Below are 18653 nucleotides of genomic sequence, written 5' to 3' on the forward strand. Positions count from 1 at the left end.
TTCCTCTTATTTCTTATTTAAATTCTTCTTTTAACTTATTCAATGCGCTACCCGCTTTGAACCATTCAATTTGTGCTTGATTATAAGTATGCGCCACTGCAAAAGAATCTTGACTACCATCACGATGATGAAGGGTTAATGTCAAATTTTTACCCGGTGCAAAATCGCAAAGTCCTGTAATGCTAATTTGATCATCTTCCCGAATCTTGTCATAGTCATCTTTGTTAACAAAGGTTAATGCAAGCATGCCTTGTTTTTTCAGATTAGTTTCATGAATACGCGCAAACGATTTAACCACAATTGCTTTAACATTTAAAAAGCGCGGCTCCATTGCGGCATGCTCTCTTGACGAACCTTCACCGTAATTCTCTTCAGCAACGACTATTGAGCCGACTCCTTGTGCTTTTAATTTACGAGCCAACGCAGGGACTTCAACATAATCGCCAGTTTGTGCATCCAACACACTGTTGGTTTTCTGATTAAAAGCATTAACCGCACCAATTAACATATTATTGGAAATATTATCTAAATGACCACGAAATTTTAACCATTTACCGGCCATTGAAATATGGTCAGTGGTACATTTACCGGTTGCTTTAATCAATAACGGTTGCGAAATAATATCTTTACCATCCCAAGGTGAGAAAGGTAACAGCTGTTGCAACCGTTCTGAATTAGGTGCAATACGAACTTCAACTAAACTACCATCAGCCATCGGCTCAATATAACCGGCATCATCGACAGCAAATCCTTGTTTTGGTAACTCATCGCCAATGGGTTCAGGAAGCTTCACTTTTTCACATTTATCATTGATCAGATTGTCGGTTAATGGATTAAAACTTAATTTACCAGCAATTGATAGCGCTACTACTATTTCTGGCGAGCAAACAAATGCATAGGTGTTTGGGCTACCATCATTACGTTTAGCGAAATTACGATTGAACGAAGTGACAATCGAATTTTTGTGTTCATCGGCAACATCATCTCGACGCCATTGCCCAATACAAGGCCCGCATGCATTAGCCATAATAGCTGCACCAGCTTGTTCAAAACGACTTAAAATACCATCCCGTTTTGAAGTATATTTAACTTGTTCTGAACCAGGATTGATAATTAGCTTGGCATTTACTTTCAAGCCTAACTTATTGGCATTATCAATCACTGAGGCTGCGCGCATCATATCTTCGTAAGAAGAGTTAGTGCATGAGCCAATAAGTCCAACTTCCATATTATCAGGATAATCATGTTCCTTAACAGCAGAGGCAAGCTGGGAAATAGGATAAGCTAAGTCAGGAGTAAATGGGCCATTAACATAAGGTTCTAACGTCGATAGATTAATCTCGATAACTTGATCGTAATAATTTTCAGGTTGTTCTAATACCGCTTTATCAGGATTGAAACAATCGGTTAATGTATTAGCAAAATCAACGATTTCTTGACGACCGGTCATGCTAAGATAATCAGCAGATTTTTTACTATAAGGGAAGATTGAAGTCGTTGCTCCCACTTCTGCCCCCATATTACAAATCGTTGCTTTACCGGTGGCAGATAATGACTCAGTACCTTCACCAAAATATTCAATAATAGAATTAGTACCACCTTTAACTGTTAAGATACCGGCTAGTTTTAAAATGACATCTTTTGGTGATGCCCAACCCGATAATTTGCCAATCAATTTTACGCCAATAATTTTTGGCATTTTCAGTTCCCATGGCATACCAGCCATTACATCAACAGCATCAGCACCACCAACACCAATTGCTATCATGGATAAACCACCGGCATTAGGGGTATGTGAATCGGTACCAATCATCATCCCACCAGGAAAGGCATAATTTTCCAGCACCACTTGGTGAATAATACCAGCATCAGGCTTCCAAAATCCGATACCATATTTGTTCGAAACATCACGTAAAAATTGATAAACTTCATGGTTATTACTTTCAGCAATAATCAGGTCATCATGGGCATTTTTATAAGCTTGGATAAGGTGATCACAGTGGACTGTTGATGGAACTGCAACTCGTTTACGGCCTGAATTCATTAACTGCAATAGTGCCATCTGTGCGGTTGCATCTTGCATCGCGACACGATCGGGGGAGAAATTTACATAATCTTCCCCTCGTTTATAAGCTTTAAGTTCCTCTCCTTCAGCCAGATGAGCATAGAGAATTTTTTCCGTCAATGTTAATGGTTTTCCAATTTTCTGGCGGATAACATCAATTTTTTGTGGATAACTTTGATAAATATCTTTTATTAAATCAATATCGAAAACCATAATTAAGCTCCCATTGCTGATATTATAATATCCTTTAAAGCTCTATTCATAAGCACAATAATTGAATATTTATTCTATTTTTTTGATTAATTATTCATATAATATAGCATTGTTTTTATTTTATGCAATCCTAACGTAATTACTACTATCAATAGTATTAACAGTAATTAGTTTAGCCTTGTTAACTAGTACAAATTCTATACTAGCGAAATATTAAATATTATGCACATTAAAGAAAATTCAAAATTAGCAAATTGTATAAGTAAAAATAATGTAAAAATTTTGAGGAGAGGGGTTTTTAAGTCATAAAATAGCTAAATAAGGATGTTTTTTGATATTAATAAATGATTTTTTGCTACATCTAAATTTTATTTTAAGTTTTTTAACATTAATCTCATTATTCAAATTAGTTGCTCAGAATTATTTAATCAGTCGTTAAAAGATAAGAATAATTAAAAAAGGGAATACTATTCCCTCTTTAATGTATCAAAACCTAATTTAGCTCTGACAAATACTTATTAACAATTATAATTTATAACTAGCAGTTAGTAAGAAAGCTCTAGGCGTTCCCGGCATACTACTTGATCGCCAATACTCTTTACCCAATAAATTAGTTACAGCTAAAGTTATATCAACAGATCGTGTTTGATAACCTACTGCCGCATTCCATATTCCATAACCAGAACGTTTAACCAGATTTTTATCATCGTTATACATTGAGCCCTTATAATTGAATTCAATTTCGGTAAACCAATTTTCATAAGGTAAATAACGAACACCTAAATAACCACTATGTTTGGCTGTGTTAGATAAATACTTATCTTTATTATCAGGTGATTTTTTATCTTTATGAACTTTAGCCTGTTGATAACCAACACCACTATTGATATACCAATTTTTACTCAATTGTCCTATTGCACTTAATTCTATACCTTGGCTTCGATCACTACCTCTAACCTGCCAATTATAAGGGTCATTGACGGCATCTGGTTGATAACGATCATTATACAGTTCAAGGTCATAGAGGGCGATTTGAGAAGATAGCTTATCATTAAACCAATCACTCTTAATCCCGACTTCATACTGGCGTGAATATTGAGGTTTGTCATCATAGACCGTCTTAGAATCAGTAGCAATAGTTATCATGCCTCGACCACCATAAGGTGCAAAATTTTTACTATAAGAAGCATAAAAACTTTGTGACTCTATCGGCTGCCAAATTAATCCTATCCGTGGGCTTAAAGAGTGACCCTCATAAGAACGACTTTGATGATTTAATTTATTATCCGAAGCAAACTCATATTTATCATAACGTAATCCTGCAAGTAATTTCCATTGTTCAGTAAAACTAATGAGATCTTGCCAATATAATCCTTTAGATGTAGCTTTATGATTTGTCTTAGTATTTAATTTATTGTAGCGAGGCTTTTTAGAGTTCCAATGAGGATGAAACGGATCAATTGCTTCTGGATATTCACTAGTTAAAGCTAATCGAGGTTGTCGTTTTTCAATATTATATTCAATTCCGATTAACATATCATGAGCAATACTTGCCGTAGCAAATTTACCCGCTAAATCAAGCGTATTACTATAGGTTTTGTTTGAGGTTTCTTGCCAAGCTCGACGGAATTTCAATTTACCTTGGTAGTTACAAGAGGCATTTCTGCTAGTTTTTCCATTCAGATCACAATAAGTACCCGCATAAAGATGATCAAAATTTTGATCAGCTTTACGATACATATTCGTTAATTTGATAGACCAATTATGATTGAATTGATATCCCATTACCGAACGTAATGAATTAAAATTATCTTTGACATAGTCATCTGGATGCGCATAAGCCGTTTTAATCGAAACACCTTTAGGTAAATCATAATAAGCTGGAGCCCGATCAGGTTTACGCCATAATTTATCATTAGTATATTGTACTAACCAATTAAATCCTTCCAAATTATCGTACAATAAACTTGGAGAAATCATTGTATCTCGTTGTTTAATACCTTTACGAAAACTTTTATCCGATTGATGATCAATGGTCATTCGTACCGCAAGCTTATCATGTAAAACATGGTTAATATCTACCATTCCACCATATTTATCCCAAGATCCACCACGAATACTTAATGTCGTTGGTGAATCAAAGTTGGCTTGTTTACTGATCATATTTATTATTCCGCCACCAGAACCTCGACCGTAGAGTACCGAGGCAGGCCCTTTTAGTACTTCAATTCGCTCAATATTAGCGGTACTTTGCCTAACCTGTCCGCTTGCACGAACACCATCTCGGTAAATATCACCAGAACTTGCCGAAAAGCCTCTAATTTTTATGCCTTCATCCCGCATATCATAGGTTGCATCTACACCAGGCAATTTATTGACAATAACACTTAGGTCGTTTTGTCCATAAATTTTCTCTTGTTCAAGATTAACCGAATTGATGGTTTGTGGTATATCCTTAATATCAAAGGATGTTTTAGTTGCTGTTGATGATTTTTTTATGCGCTGATCATTATTATCCTTAATAGTTGCGACAACTTTCATAGTTTCAATATCATTATCACCATTAACTTTTTCTTGGGCATTAACTATAAAAGCTGATGAGCCCAATATACAAGGTAAGACTAATTGATTAACTAATTTCATTATTTTTCCTATTATTTGCTGTGTTATCTAATTAATTTCAAAATAACAACAAATAATGATAATGATTATTGTTTGCATTTACAAATTATTTTATATTTTTTAATCAATTAAAAAAGGTTATCAACTCATATCTTATTGAAATTAATTTATATAATTAGGAAATTTAATTAATTTTAGTTAGGGACCAATTTACTAGTTTAAGCAAATTTTAGAAATGATAAAAAATTGAATAAACGATAATTGAAATAATTCAGACGAATTTATCGAACGCTAGCGTTCTCATCGCTTTATCTATTAATTTTATTTGAGTTGTTTTTTATATTGATGAAAAAGTGGTGGTGGGTCGTGAGCTAGATTATTCGACACATCCTGTGTCTCACCCTTTCAGGGCCAACACGTTGTGTTGTTCAAATTCGTTCCTGACGAATTTGTCGAACGCTAGCGTTCTCATCGCTTTATCTATTAATTTTATTTGAGTTGTTTTTTATATTGATGAAAAAGGGTGGTGGGTCGTGAGCGATTCGAACGCTCGACAAACGGATTAAAAGTCCGCTGCTCTACCGACTGAGCTAACAACCCATTTTGATAAGATAATTCTTGTTAAATTACTTTGTGTTTCAAGCAATTTCGGGTTGCTATAATACTTAGAATTGTAAAAAGGCGCAACCCTTTTATTGCTATTTTTATTCGATAGCTGGTTATTTATACACTTTGTTACAGCGATGATAGCTTTTTATTTGCTTGCTCAACTGCATTTTTATCTTTAGCGTATTTATTTACCACTTGTTGAAAAACAGCTTTAGCATTCTTTTTATCACCTTTATCAAGTAAGATAACACCTACTTTATAAAGACTATCTGCAGCTTTTGGTGAAGAAGGAAAATCTTTTACTACTGTTGCATAATAGAATGAAGCATCATCTTTTTTACCTTTTTTATAGCAAAGTTGACCAAGCCAATAGTTAACATTTGCACGATAGTTGGTCTTTGGATAAGCTTTTAAGAAATTTTGGAAGGCAACAATAGCATTGTCACTTTGTTTGTCATCATTGATAAATTGCATGACAAAATTATAATCAGCTTTATCATCTCCCGATGTCGACCATCCAGATAGTTCTGAAGATGATTGTTCAGGACTCGCAACCGAATCAGAACTGTTTTCTTGTGATCCTGTATTGGAATTACTTGCGGAGAAACCTGTACCATTAGCCATTTCCTGCAAAATCATTTTTTGACGTTCAATAGTTTGATTAAGTTGGTGCCTTGTTTCTTCTAATTGGCCACGAAGTGTATCTAAATCAGATTGTAGATCACTAATTTTTTGTTGATTCTGAATGATTAACTGCCCTTGAGCTTGTATTGTTCTATCAACATCAGAACTACCAGCAGCACAACCATAACCAGCAAACAAAAGAAATAAGGACAATGTGATTATTTTTTTATACATATTATATAAACTCAACGTGAACATTGGAAATAAAAAACGGCTGATGATTCAGCCGTCATTAGATGGGATTAGTATCCAGCGTAAGTAACTACTGCACGACGGTTTTTAGCATAAGCTGCTTCGTTGTGACCTAATACTGCTGGTTTTTCTTTACCATAAGAAACGATTGATAATTGTTCACCAGAAACACCATTACCTTGTAGGTAAGATTTAACTGCTGATGCACGACGTTCACCTAAAGCGATATTATATTCTGGAGTACCACGCTCATCGGCATGACCTTCAATAATAACGTTTAAGTTAGTTGAACGAATAAATACAGCATGTGCATTTAACAATGTTTCATATTCTGATTTAACATTGTATTTATCATAATCAAAATAAACAGTGTTAATTTGTTGTAGTTTTTGAAGTTGCTCTAAAGCTTCTTTTGATAAAGCACCGTTACCGCCTGCTTTACTGCTACTGTTTGATGAACATGCAGTTACAGCGATTAATGGTAAAGCAACCGCGGCTACTTTAAGAAATTTAGAAAATTGCATTGTATTAACTCCTTTGTTTTTAAATAAATTTTACTTATTTTTTTATACATCTAACCAACTTCAAAGTAACGCACGGTTACTAACTAGAAAGATTAGAAGTATATATTATAACGACCTTAACATTTACACAATTTTAATAATGTCATTATTGCCTAAAATTTAGCCGTTCTTATAAATAAGGTGACCAAGAAGGGAATTTCACTTGCCCATCCGTTGCTGGTAACCTTGCTTTAAAATTACCATCAGTAGAAACAAGATTTAAAATTGTACCTAAACCTTGTGAAGAACTGTAGATAATCATAGTGCCATTTGGAGCAATACTCGGTGTTTCATCTAAAAAAGTATCGGTTAATCTTTGATATGTATTAGTTTCTACATCATATCGAGTAATATGTTGCTCACCATTATTAGTAGAAATTACAGCAATAAACTTGCCGTCTGGAGATACGCGAGCATTTTGATTTTGGGTATTATCCCAAGTTACCCTTTGCGATGCTCCACTACCAATATTAATTGAATAAAGTTGCGGACGTCCAGCCTGGTCAGAGGTATAAACTATGGTTTGATTATCTGGCATCCAAGAAGGTTCTGTATCATTGCTACGTCCTGATGTAATTTGGGTAATTTTTTTAGAACTCAAATTCATCATATATAAATTTAAACTGCCCCCTTTTGACAAAGCAAAAGCTAATTTACTACCATCAGGCGAAAATGCTGGCGCACCATTATGTTGAGGGAATGAAGCAATAGTTTCAACTGCACCACTATCTAAAGTCTTTAATACAAGAGCAGAACGGCCACTTTCAAAAGTTACGTAAGCTAATTTTTTACCATCAGGAGACCATGTTGGCGACATTAATGGCTCTTTAGAACGATGTACTGTAATTTGATCATAACCATCATAATCTGATACACGCAATTCATGGGTATAAGGTCCTTTATTATTTTTTACCACATAAGCAATACGTGTTCTAAATGCACCTCTAATACCGGTTAATGCTTCAAAGATTTCATCACTTGCAGTATGAGAGGCATAACGTAACCAACGTTGCTCTATAGAGAATTGGTTTTCTGCTAATACTGAACCTGGTCGATCAACTGTATCAATTAGTTGATAAGTTATAAGATATTTCCCCGACACATCTGGTTGAATTGATCCTACTACAACAGCAGAAATACCCATATTACTCCAAACGCCAGGATTAACTTCTGATGCTGTAGTTGGTTTTTGTGGCATTGCTGCGACGTCAATAGGATTAAATTTACCACTATTACGTAAGTCAGATGCGACAATATTATCTACAAGTTGGGGAGGCTCTCCGCTACCAGTCCATTTAAATGGTACGACAGCAATTGGCTTGGCCGAACTGACGCCATCAGTAATTACAATCTTAACTTCAGCTGTAGCCATCATTGTTGATAATAAAACAAAACAAGCTATCAAAAAGCGAGAAGCAAATTTGATCATCTTAAATTCCTTAATCAAAGCGAAATACACTAGGTTAAAATAAACTTAACCCCATATAAAGAAAAGTATTTTAAAATTAAAACATTATAATTAATTTATAATAGATACTATGCTTTACAAAATATAGTTAATTTTACAGCGAGAAAGATAGCCGATATTGTGTAACAAGTCCATAGCCTTTTGAGTAAAAAAGATTTTTTAATTGATACTATTATATTCTTTTTGATTCCATAAATAAATTGTTTATTATCTATACTATTCCGAAATAAACTAAGTGAAAAGAGATTAATAAGTATTTTTATATGATTGATAACTAAAAAGAGTTGAATTTATATTACTATCAATAATTAAAACAATTGTTAGAAAAGAAAAATATAATTAAATTTATCTATTATTTTTGGCAGGTTTCACAATAAAATGTATTACGTTGTCCTATTCTATTAGACTTGATATTAGATTGACAAATTAAGCATTTCTCACCTTCTCGGCCATATACTTGGAGGTTCTGGACAAAATACCCCGGTTTACCATCAGATTGAACAAAATCTTTAAGTGTCGTTCCACCTTGCTCTATAGATTTTGTAAGTACCAGCTTAATTGCTGTAACTAATCGTTCACATTCAACTAATGTTAAGCTACTAACTTTTCGATTTGGATTAATTTTTGCCAAAAACAATGATTCTGAAGCATAAATATTACCAACACCAACGACAATATGATTATCCATAATCCAACTTTTAATTGGTATTTTTCGATTGTTAGCTTTTTCAAATAAATAATTAGCTGAAAAGTTATCACTAAGTGGCTCTGGCCCTAAGTGCTTCAATTGAGTTAATTCTTCAATAGTGTGGGTCCATAGCCATGATCCAAAACGTCTTGGATCGGTATATCTTAATATCACTCCATTCGCTAATACTAAATCGACATGATCATGTTTAGCTGGTTCTTGGTATGATTCTAATATGCGTAAACTACCTGACATTCCCAAATGAATGACAATCCAATCATGTGTCAGTTGTAACAGTAGATATTTGGCACGCCTTTTAACATCTACTATTACTTGCCCTTGAGTATTATTAATTGTTTCATCTATAGGCCAACGAAGTTTTGAGTTTCGGACAATAATTTGCGCGATAGTTTGGCCTTTTAAATAAGGTAAAATACCTCGTCGACTCGTCTCAACTTCAGGTAATTCAGGCATATGATAACCTCATTTAATTATTTAACATGTCAGTCACCCAACTTGGTGCTTGTTGATTAGATACAGCCTGAGGGCTAGCCGAACATAAACTTTGAGGGTTGATCGTCCATGCAGGTAAACTACGTACACCACCGCCATTACACTGCCAATGTCCATTACTATCAATAGGCACCATAAATATATTTTGCGGTACGGGAAGTTGTAACCTTTTTGGCGGATTATTTTGTAAGTATTCACTATATATTTTTAAAGCACCTGTTGCACCCGTTAATTTCATCGGAGAATGATCATCAAGACCTATCCAAACTACCGCAACATTTTTACCATCAATTCCAGTAAACCAGCTATCGCGGGAATCATTACTGGTCCCTGTTTTCGCTGCTAAATTAAATGATCCATATTTAGCTTTTAACGAGCGTGATGTTCCTGATTCAACTACTTGTTGCATAGCATAAGTCGTCAAATAAGCAGATTGTTGAGAAACCGCTTGAATTTGCTGTGGGTAATTTTGATAAACAAGTTCGCCCTTATCGGACAATACATATCTTAAAATTGTTAGTGGTGAGCGTTGACCATTATTGGAAATAGTTTGGAACATTTGTGCTGTTTCTAAAGGTGTTAACTCTAGTGCACCTAATAATCGTGATGGTAAATTCGGAATACGATCTTCTGGCACACCCAGTGCTTGTAAAGTATTTTTGGTTGCATCTAAACCTAATCCCATTCCTAAGTTAACGGTAGGGACATTAAGCGAAAGGGCTAACGCATCAATTAACATCACTTTATCGCGAAACTTGCGGTCAAAATTCTTTGGTTGCCAATAAGTACCATTATCCAACTTTATTGATAATGGGCTATCATCAAGCCAACTATTAAGCTGATAACGCCCTGGTTGGCCTAATGCTGTTAAGTAAGTTGACGGTTTTGCAAGTGAACCAATTGCTCGTCTTGTCAACCACGCGCGGTTATAACCAGGATAACGAGGTTCAGCACTACCAATAATTGCACGAATTTCACCAGTTTCACGACTGACAATGACCATTGCCGTTTGTAAATCTTTATTCGTCGATTTGCGTAAATTTTCGATTTCATTGGTTACGGATTGTTCAGCTGCAGCTTGAGCAACCGGATCAAAGGTGGTAAAAATTTTCATACCAGAAAGATGATCTGCTTTATCGCCTAACTGTTTTCTCAGCTCACTACGCACAACTTGCATAAATGCTGGTTGTGGAGATATTACTCCCCCTTTTGGTAAAACGGAAAGTGGACGCTGACTAAGTAAGTTGAATAACTCCTCATCAATAATCCCTTGCTGTTCAGCAAGCTTTAAGACAACATTACGACGTTCAATCACTTGTTGTGGTTGAGTCCAAGGATTATAGTATGAAGCACCTTTTACCATCCCCACTAATACAGCTTGTTGATCTAATGTCAATTCATTAACTGGGCGGCCAAAGTAATAAAGACTCGCTAATGGGAAACCATGTATCTCTTCACTACCAGCTTGCCCTAAATAAACCTCATTTAGATAAAGTTCTAAAATACGTTCTTTACTATAACGAGCATCTAAAATTATAGCCATATATGCTTCACGTATTTTACGGCTTAAGCTTCTTTCATTGGTCAAAAATAAGTTTTTAACCGTTTGTTGTGTTAATGTGCTGCCACCTTCTGTTCGGCCAGTGGTCAAATTGACAAAAATAGCCCGTCCAATTGAGTATAAACTTACACCATGATGGTCATAAAAACGTTTATCTTCAGTTGCAATTAAGGTTTTTATTAACGAATCAGAAAACTCTTTTAACGGAACAAAAAGTCGTTGTTCTCCGTTAGGTGAATGCATCATAGTTATTAATTTAGGATCAATTTTAAGTAAGCCAAAGTCACGGCCAGTATCTAAATTAGATATACGATCAATTCTGTTATCATAAAAAGTTATTCTAACTCGAAAAGCTTGTTCTTCACCATCAGGAAAAGTAAATGGTCGTCGATAGATTTCAACAGCATCGTTTTGGACAATAAATTCACCGGGACGTGTTGCTTTACTATCTTGCTGACGGTATTGTGCACCTTTTAACAAAGTAACAACATCACTAAGGCTATAATCACTATCAGGTTCAAGATCAACAATTTGACCATATACAGCAGCCGGTAATTCCCAGACATTACCATCGATCCGTTCTTTAATTTGTTGATCTAAATAAATCCCATAAACAACAGTTACTGCAACAAATATAAGAAATAACTTAAATAGCAACCACCAGATACGGCGCCACCATGATTTGTTATTTTTCTTCGAAGCTTTTTTAGTAGATGTCTTTTTCGTTGGTTTGTTCAAACTACACCCGATATTTATTTTAAATAAAATTACCTTATGATAGCACAACTTTTTACTGACGCATTGGCCTTCTTTCGAATAAGAATTTTTAGTTTAAATAATGAATTTGAAGACAAAATCAGTTAAAAGTTAAGTTTAGGTTTAATATTTTTAACTTTTTCAATAAATGCTTTTTTAGATTTACCAGTCAAACCTTCATTAATTGGCAAACTAGCAGTTAATGGATTAACCGGTTTGTTATTGATATGTAATTCAAAATGCAAATGAGGTCCTGTTGAACGTCCAGTATTACCGGACAACCCAATTTTATCGCCTTGCTTAACTTGTTGCCCTGGTTTTACTAAAATTTTATCCAGATGCATATAAGCTGTCATATATTGCCTACCGTGTCGAATAGCCACATAGTTACCAGCAGAACCACTATATTTAGCAATAACGACCTCACCATTACCAACTGATAAAACAGGTGTTCCCCGAGACACAGCAAAATCAACACCATTATGCGGAGTAACGATGCCTGTAACAGGATTTAAACGGCGAGGATTAAATCCTGATGATACGCGAGCTTGCTTCGCCAAAGGATAACGGAAAAAACTTTGCGACAAACTACTCGCATTAATATCATAGTATTTACCATCATCAGCCAAAATAGCGTAATAATCTTTAGTTCCATTTTTAATTCGAACACCAAGAAGTTTGCTTTTAGATAATCTTTTACCATGCATTTCACGTGACAAATATACGGCAAATTTATCTCCGACTTTTAAACGGCGAAAATCCAAGCGCCATTGCAAGGCTCGGGTAATAATACCGATTTCATTGCCAGTTAGACCGGCTTTACGTGCATCAGCAACAAAACTGGTTTTAAGATCTCCAGTAATGACAACATTTTCAGATGTACCTTCTATAGTTTCAGAACTTTCTATAAATTTATTGCCTGACTTTTCAAAAATTCGAACGTTATTACTTGATATTGTCCAATTGAAAGTTAATAAATTATGGTTGTCATCAGTTGTCCAACTCACTTGTTGCCCAATTCTTAAATTGGCGAGCTGTTTAAATTTACTGGTTAATTGTGAAATATCATTTCGATTAACATTATAACGAACTAAAATATCGTGTAATGTATCTCCACGTGAAATAGTATATTGTACGGTGTTATCTTTTTCTTCAGCAATATCGTCTAATTCATCTTTAGCTATAGCATCTTCTGGAACATCGGACGATTCAGTGACGTTTTCCGATTTTGATTTATCACCAACCATATCTACTCGGCCATCACCAATAACAACTGATGATGTTGATGTATCTGTCACTGTGGTTTGCGCTTGTGAATTTAAAGGAACATACTCTGTACGATCTAAATTTAAAGGACGCCACAATATAGTTACTAAAATCACAGCAACAAGGACTCCCAATATTGAAAAATAAGGAATTTTCAAATTATTTTTTTCAATATCAGAGGATTTAATCTGCCGTACCAAAATTAACCTTAACTATCTATTATCTAAATTATTTTTCATCTAAACAATCCAACAGTTCTTGTGTCAATGCAAATAAAAAGTGTGAATATGAATCTTTTGTTATAGGGATACCTGTCCCTAATGGATTTAACTCACCAATTCGAACATCCGTACCATTCACTATCTTTTTAATTATTGCAGGGCTAAACTGTGGCTCTCTAAAAACACAGACCGCTTGGTGTTCAGCTAACTCTTTTTGAATTGCATAAACTTTTTGAACACCAGGTTGTACTGCTGGATTTATGGTAAAACTTCCTAGATTTTTTAATCCGAAATATGATTCAAAATAGCCATAAGCATCATGAAACACAAAATAGCCCCTATTTTGGACGTTAATTAGTTTTTTTGCAATGTTTTGTTCCGTTTCTGATAAATTTGTAATGAATTTGTCTAGATTTAAGTCAAGTATTGCCGCTTTATTGGGGTATAAATCAAGCAGCTTATCATGAATTGATTTAGCAATGATTTTAGCAATAGTAGGAGAAAGCCAAATATGTTCATCATATTCACCATGATGCTCATCATCTGCGTGCATATCATGATGTGTATCTTCTTCATGGTTTGTGCGGAGTAAGTTTTTAATTTCGCCAACATCCATTAATTCTATTTGTTTATGGTGATCAATATTTTTTAATACAGTTGGCATAAAAGTTTCCATATCCTCACCAATCCAAATTATTAAGTCTGCATTTTTGATTTTAATTAAATCGGAAGGTTTCAATGAATAAGTGTGTGGTGAAGCACCATCCGGTAATAATATATCAGTATCTATTACACCTGATGCGATTGCTTCGGTAATAAATCCAATAGGTCTTACTGAAGAAATTATTGTCGCATTGGCATTAGCTATTAGCGCCCAAATAGATAAAAAAACCAATAAAAAAAAACGGATAGACTTTATAATAGTGTTAGTTAAATTTTTCACATTATCATCCAATATTAATAAAATATGATGGAATAAACCAGAATAATTGTTATAATATAACATAACATATTGACCAGCAAGGACTAATAATATCATGACGCAATTAATGTCACTTGATAATGTTTCCATTGAAATAAATAACCAGAAAATATTATATGATGTTTCATTAACGGTTAATTTAAATCAAATTATTACAATATTAGGACCAAATGGCGCTGGTAAATCAACACTTGTCAAAATTATCTTAGGTTTAATTCAACCAACCACTGGTACCATTAAACGTGCATCTGATTTAACTATTGGTTATGTTCCTCAATCCATAAACTTAAATCCGACTTTACCGATTACTGTAAAACGTTTTATGCAGTTAAATAAACAGTTAAGTCAAATAGATATTCATAAAACATTATCATTAGTTAAGGCTGAATATTTGATAAATCGATCCATGCATCAACTATCAGGTGGTGAACTACAGCGAGTTCTTTTAGCACAAGCATTAGCCAAACGCCCAAAGTTACTCATTCTTGATGAACCGACCCAAGGCGTTGATGTTAATGGACAGGTACTGTTATATGATCTAATTATTAATGCAAAAAATGAGTTTAACTGTGGTGTATTAATGGTTTCACATGATCTACATCTAGTCATGGCAAAAACTGATGAGGTAATTTGTTTAAACCACCATATTTGTTGTTCAGGAACACCAGCAAGTGTTTCAGATGATCCAGAGTTTATTTCGCTTTTTGGACAACATGGTGCATCACAAATTGCTTTATATAAACATCATCACAATCATGATCATGATTTTTGCCAACATCAGCATCAACATAATCAAAAAATTATATTACCTGACCAACTAGGAAAAAAATAATGATAGAGTTACTGTTACCCTCTTTACTGGCAGGATTAAGCTTAACCTGTTTGACAGGACCTTTAGGCACATTTGTTGTTTGGCGAAGAATGTCCTATTTTGGTGATACTTTATCTCACGCTGCATTATTAGGGGTAGCTTTTGGTTTTCTTTTAAATATCAATCTATTTTATGCCATTATTTTAGTAACATTGATATTAGCTATTGGATTATTATGGTTAGAATCTCAAAAGCAACTTCCTGTTGATACCTTACTGGGTATTTTAGCTCATAGCGCTCTTTCATTGGGTTTAGTTGTAATAAGTTTAATGAATAATATACGTATTGATTTAATGGGCTATCTATTTGGTGATATTTTATCTATAACAATGTTTGATGTTTACCAAATAGTCATTTGTGTAGTAACAATTGGATTATTGCTAGTATGGCGGTGGAATCATTTTTTATTTATTACGGTTAGTGAAGAATTAGCATTTAGTCATGGAATTAATGTACCAATAACAAAATTTATTCTAACCATACTATTAGCATTAACAATAGGTATTGCTATGAAATTTGTTGGCGCTTTGATAATTACAGCACTGTTAATCATCCCAGCAGCTACTGCAAAATACTATGCTAAAAATCCTGAATCAATGGCAATTATTGCAATATTAATCGGTATGATCTCAATCATTGGTGGCATACTATTTTCATTATGTTATGACACCCCAACAGGCCCTTCTGTTGTATTAAGCAACACTTGTTTATTTTTTATATCACTATTTATTTCTAAATTCTTTATAAGAACAAAAAATTGAAGTAGTAACAAAATTAGGAAATTTTTTGCGAACGAACACGCATTTTTAGTCATAAATTTATGCACATTCTAGAATTATTAATAAAGTGCTAAAAATCTCAAATTAATGACGATAAATTATGTCACTCGCAATCATTTATACAAGAGCCTCTATTGGTATACAAGCACCTCAAATTAACGTCGAAGTACATATTAGTAATGGTTTACCTGGTTTTGTGCTTGTTGGCCTACCAGAAGCAACAGTAAAAGAATCCAAAGACCGTGTTAGAAGTGCTATTATTAATAGTGGTTTTACATTTCCAGCAAAGAAAATAACCGTTAATTTATCTCCTGCCGATCTTCCTAAAGAAGGAAGTCGGTTTGATTTACCTATAGCTATTGCTATTCTTGCAGCAACAGAACAGATACCAATGGATCACCTTGCTAAATATGAGTTTTTAGGTGAATTAGCTCTTTCGGGCGAAATTAAGTCAGTAAAAGGGGCGATTCCCGCAGCTTTGTCTTCTAAAAAAAATAATCGAACTCTAATTATTTCAGCAGAGAATCAATCTGAAATATCGTTAATTCATCAAAATCATACTTTAATTACGCATAATTTACTGGAATTATGTCAATATTTATATAATGAAATTAACTTATCATCGGTCGAATATAGACAATATCAAGAAGAAAATAATCAACTCGCTAATCTACAAGATGTAATTGGACAAGAACATGCTAAAAGAGCATTAGAAATCGCTGCAGCTGGTGGACATAATCTATTATTGATAGGACCACCAGGGACAGGAAAAACAATGTTAGCAACACGATTAACGTCATTATTACCACCATTATCAGATGATGAAGCACTAGAAAGTGCAGCAATTGCAAGCCTAGTTAACTCAAATGGTTCAATAAAGAATTGGCGAACAAGGCCATTTAGATCACCACATCACAGTGCATCAGCTGCTGCACTAGTAGGAGGTGGATCAATTCCAAGACCAGGCGAAATCTCATTAGCACATAATGGGGTTTTATTTTTAGATGAGTTACCAGAGTTTAACCGTAAAGTTTTAGATGCATTAAGAGAACCCATTGAGTCAGGTGAAATAGTTATTTCAAGGGCTAATGCAAAAATAAAATTTCCAGCAAAGTTTCAACTCATAGCAGCAATGAATCCAAGTCCCACAGGTCATTATCAAGGCACTCATAACAGAACAACACCACAACAAATAATACGTTACTTAAATAGGCTATCTGGGCCATTTTTAGATCGGTTTGATATTTCTATTGAAGTACCATTACTACCAAGAGGCACATTAAGTCAAAAGGCTACAGCAACAGAGCCAACTGAAATAGTAAAAAAAAGAGTTATTGATACAAGAAAGATTCAAATGACAAGAAATAACAAATTAAACAGTCAATTATCACCAAAAGAAATTCAAATACATTGCTTACTAAGTGATGAAGACAATAATTATTTGGAGCAGGCTTTAATCAAGTTAGGTCTCTCTGCTAGAGCGTGGCATCGGATATTAAAAGTATCACGAACTATTGCTGACTTAGACTGTTCAAAAAACATAGAACGAAAACATATTTCAGAAGCTCTGAGTTATCGTTCTATGGATCGTTTATTAATTCAACTGCACAAAAATATTGGCTAAAGCATTAATCATCACTATCAACAAAATCATCACTTACATCAACTTGAGGTTTTCCTCCTGATAATGTATGAAAACGTTTTGGTTTATTAATTTTAGAAAGGTACTTTATCCATGCTTTTTCATAATCAGTAGATGGCTCTTTTTTACCTTTACAAACCGCAACAAAAGATTTTTCTTCTGGAGTAGCTGGCTTTTTAACTTCTGTATCAAGATCTCTAAAAGCACAACCATATTTTTCTAAGATCTGAGCTTCTTTGATAGTAAAGTCACCATGTCGAGAAAGCCCTCTTGGATAATTCTTGTTATCAAAAAAACGTTGTTGACTTACAAAACTCTCAGCCATGTTATATCCTCTAGATTATAAATATTGTTGGGCGGGAATTATAATTGACAAAGTAAATCTGTAAACAAAATTTTTTTATTTATGTAAAGAAATTTGAATAAGTGGTTAAATTTAGAGCAAAATATCATTTTTTATGGCAGGGGCGGAGAGTCTCGAACTCCCAACACCCGGTTTTGGAGACCGGTGCTCTACCAATTGAACTACGCCCCTAGAAAAGGTGGCGGAACGGACGGGGCTCGAACCCGCGACCCCCTGCGTGACAGGCAGGTATTCTAACCAACTGAACTACCGCTCCACCGTATTTGGTATGTATATATAAAATTTAAAAGTCTGGCGGCACCCTACTCTCACATGGGTAATACCCACACTACCATCGGCACTACGGCGTTTCACTTCTGAGTTCGGCATGGGGTCAGGTGGGACCACCGCGCTATTACCGCCAGACATATCCTGTCTTCTCTTCTCTCAATTGATGCGCATTATCTCATATCCACATCAATCGCTCAATCCGGAACAAACTGTTCGAGTATCTATTAATCTATCTCTACCTTCGCGTATCCAAAACAACTCCGAGTTGTAAGGTTAAGACTCTCGGTTCATTAGTATCAGTTAGCTCAATGTATCACTACACTT

The 18653-nt window shown here is 34.5% G+C and carries 13 protein-coding genes, 3 tRNA genes and 1 rRNA gene; 3 read left to right on the plus strand and 14 right to left on the minus strand.

The window, feature by feature from the left end; all coding sequences use genetic code 11:
• Positions 1–13 precede the first annotated feature (13 nt).
• The 10 genes from H3U96_RS05290 to znuA all read right to left on the minus strand — a co-directional run bounded on the left by H3U96_RS05290 (position 14) and on the right by znuA (position 14343).
• Positions 14–2278, minus strand: a complete 2265-nt coding sequence (locus tag H3U96_RS05290; protein ID WP_086361009.1) for an aconitate hydratase — start codon at positions 2276–2278, stop codon at positions 14–16.
• Between the two features lie 525 nt (positions 2279–2803).
• Positions 2804–4921, minus strand: coding sequence for a TonB-dependent siderophore receptor (locus tag H3U96_RS05295; protein ID WP_198195819.1), 2118 nt, complete (start codon positions 4919–4921; stop codon positions 2804–2806).
• 503 nt (positions 4922–5424) lie between these two features.
• A tRNA-Lys gene (locus H3U96_RS05300) sits at positions 5425–5500 on the minus strand.
• 135 nt (positions 5501–5635) lie between these two features.
• Positions 5636–6367, minus strand: coding sequence for a tol-pal system protein YbgF (gene ybgF, locus H3U96_RS05305; RefSeq protein ID WP_165754873.1), 732 nt, complete (start codon positions 6365–6367; stop codon positions 5636–5638).
• Between the two features lie 68 nt (positions 6368–6435).
• A complete protein-coding gene (pal, locus tag H3U96_RS05310) occupies positions 6436–6909 on the minus strand; it encodes a peptidoglycan-associated lipoprotein Pal (protein ID WP_034903771.1) in 474 nt (157 codons plus the stop codon).
• A 169-nt stretch (positions 6910–7078) separates the two neighbouring features.
• Positions 7079–8374 carry a Tol-Pal system beta propeller repeat protein TolB gene (gene tolB, locus H3U96_RS05315; protein WP_065577804.1) on the minus strand — a complete coding sequence of 432 codons (1296 nt, stop codon included), beginning with the start codon at positions 8372–8374 and terminating at the stop codon, positions 7079–7081.
• Between the two features lie 394 nt (positions 8375–8768).
• Positions 8769–9578: a bifunctional DNA-formamidopyrimidine glycosylase/DNA-(apurinic or apyrimidinic site) lyase gene (gene mutM / locus H3U96_RS05320; RefSeq protein WP_086361007.1), complete on the minus strand. Its 810-nt coding sequence runs from the start codon at positions 9576–9578 to the stop codon at positions 8769–8771.
• Between the two features lie 13 nt (positions 9579–9591).
• Complete coding sequence (gene mrcB, locus H3U96_RS05325) at positions 9592–11916, minus strand: bifunctional glycosyl transferase/transpeptidase (protein WP_198195828.1); 2325 nt, start codon at positions 11914–11916, stop codon at positions 9592–9594.
• Positions 11917–12038: 122 nt separating this feature from the next.
• Positions 12039–13373 (minus strand): murein DD-endopeptidase MepM, encoded by a 1335-nt coding sequence (gene mepM / locus H3U96_RS05330; protein ID WP_370527994.1) that lies wholly within the window; start codon positions 13371–13373, stop codon positions 12039–12041.
• 55 nt (positions 13374–13428) lie between these two features.
• Complete coding sequence (znuA, locus tag H3U96_RS05335) at positions 13429–14343, minus strand: zinc ABC transporter substrate-binding protein ZnuA (RefSeq protein WP_370545632.1); 915 nt, start codon at positions 14341–14343, stop codon at positions 13429–13431.
• Positions 14344–14458: 115 nt separating this feature from the next.
• Here znuA and znuC point away from each other — a divergent pair, with 115 nt between their 5' ends.
• The 3 genes from znuC (at position 14459) to H3U96_RS05350 (ending at position 17677) form a co-directional block, all read left to right on the plus strand.
• Positions 14459–15235 (plus strand): zinc ABC transporter ATP-binding protein ZnuC, encoded by a 777-nt coding sequence (gene znuC / locus H3U96_RS05340; protein WP_198195839.1) that lies wholly within the window; start codon positions 14459–14461, stop codon positions 15233–15235.
• Complete coding sequence (gene znuB / locus H3U96_RS05345; protein WP_198195841.1) at positions 15235–16035, plus strand: zinc ABC transporter permease subunit ZnuB; 801 nt, start codon at positions 15235–15237, stop codon at positions 16033–16035. Before znuC ends, znuB begins: the two co-directional genes overlap by 1 nt.
• A 118-nt stretch (positions 16036–16153) precedes the next feature.
• Complete coding sequence (locus tag H3U96_RS05350; protein ID WP_086361003.1) at positions 16154–17677, plus strand: YifB family Mg chelatase-like AAA ATPase; 1524 nt, start codon at positions 16154–16156, stop codon at positions 17675–17677.
• Between the two features lie 4 nt (positions 17678–17681).
• Here H3U96_RS05350 and H3U96_RS05355 read toward each other — a convergent pair whose 3' ends face one another.
• The 4 genes from H3U96_RS05355 to rrf all read right to left on the minus strand — a co-directional run bounded on the left by H3U96_RS05355 (position 17682) and on the right by rrf (position 18464).
• Positions 17682–18020, minus strand: a complete 339-nt coding sequence (locus tag H3U96_RS05355; protein WP_065577791.1) for a DUF413 domain-containing protein — start codon at positions 18018–18020, stop codon at positions 17682–17684.
• 134 nt (positions 18021–18154) lie between these two features.
• A tRNA-Trp gene (locus H3U96_RS05360) sits at positions 18155–18230 on the minus strand.
• Between the two features lie 8 nt (positions 18231–18238).
• Positions 18239–18315: transfer RNA gene (locus H3U96_RS05365), tRNA-Asp, on the minus strand.
• A 33-nt stretch (positions 18316–18348) separates the two neighbouring features.
• A 5S ribosomal RNA gene (gene rrf / locus H3U96_RS05370) occupies positions 18349–18464 on the minus strand.
• Between the last annotated feature and the right edge of the window lie 189 nt (positions 18465–18653).

Origin of the sequence: Gilliamella sp. M0364 (genome assembly GCF_016100565.1) — a bacterium.
GTDB lineage: Bacteria > Pseudomonadota > Gammaproteobacteria > Enterobacterales > Orbaceae > Gilliamella > Gilliamella apis.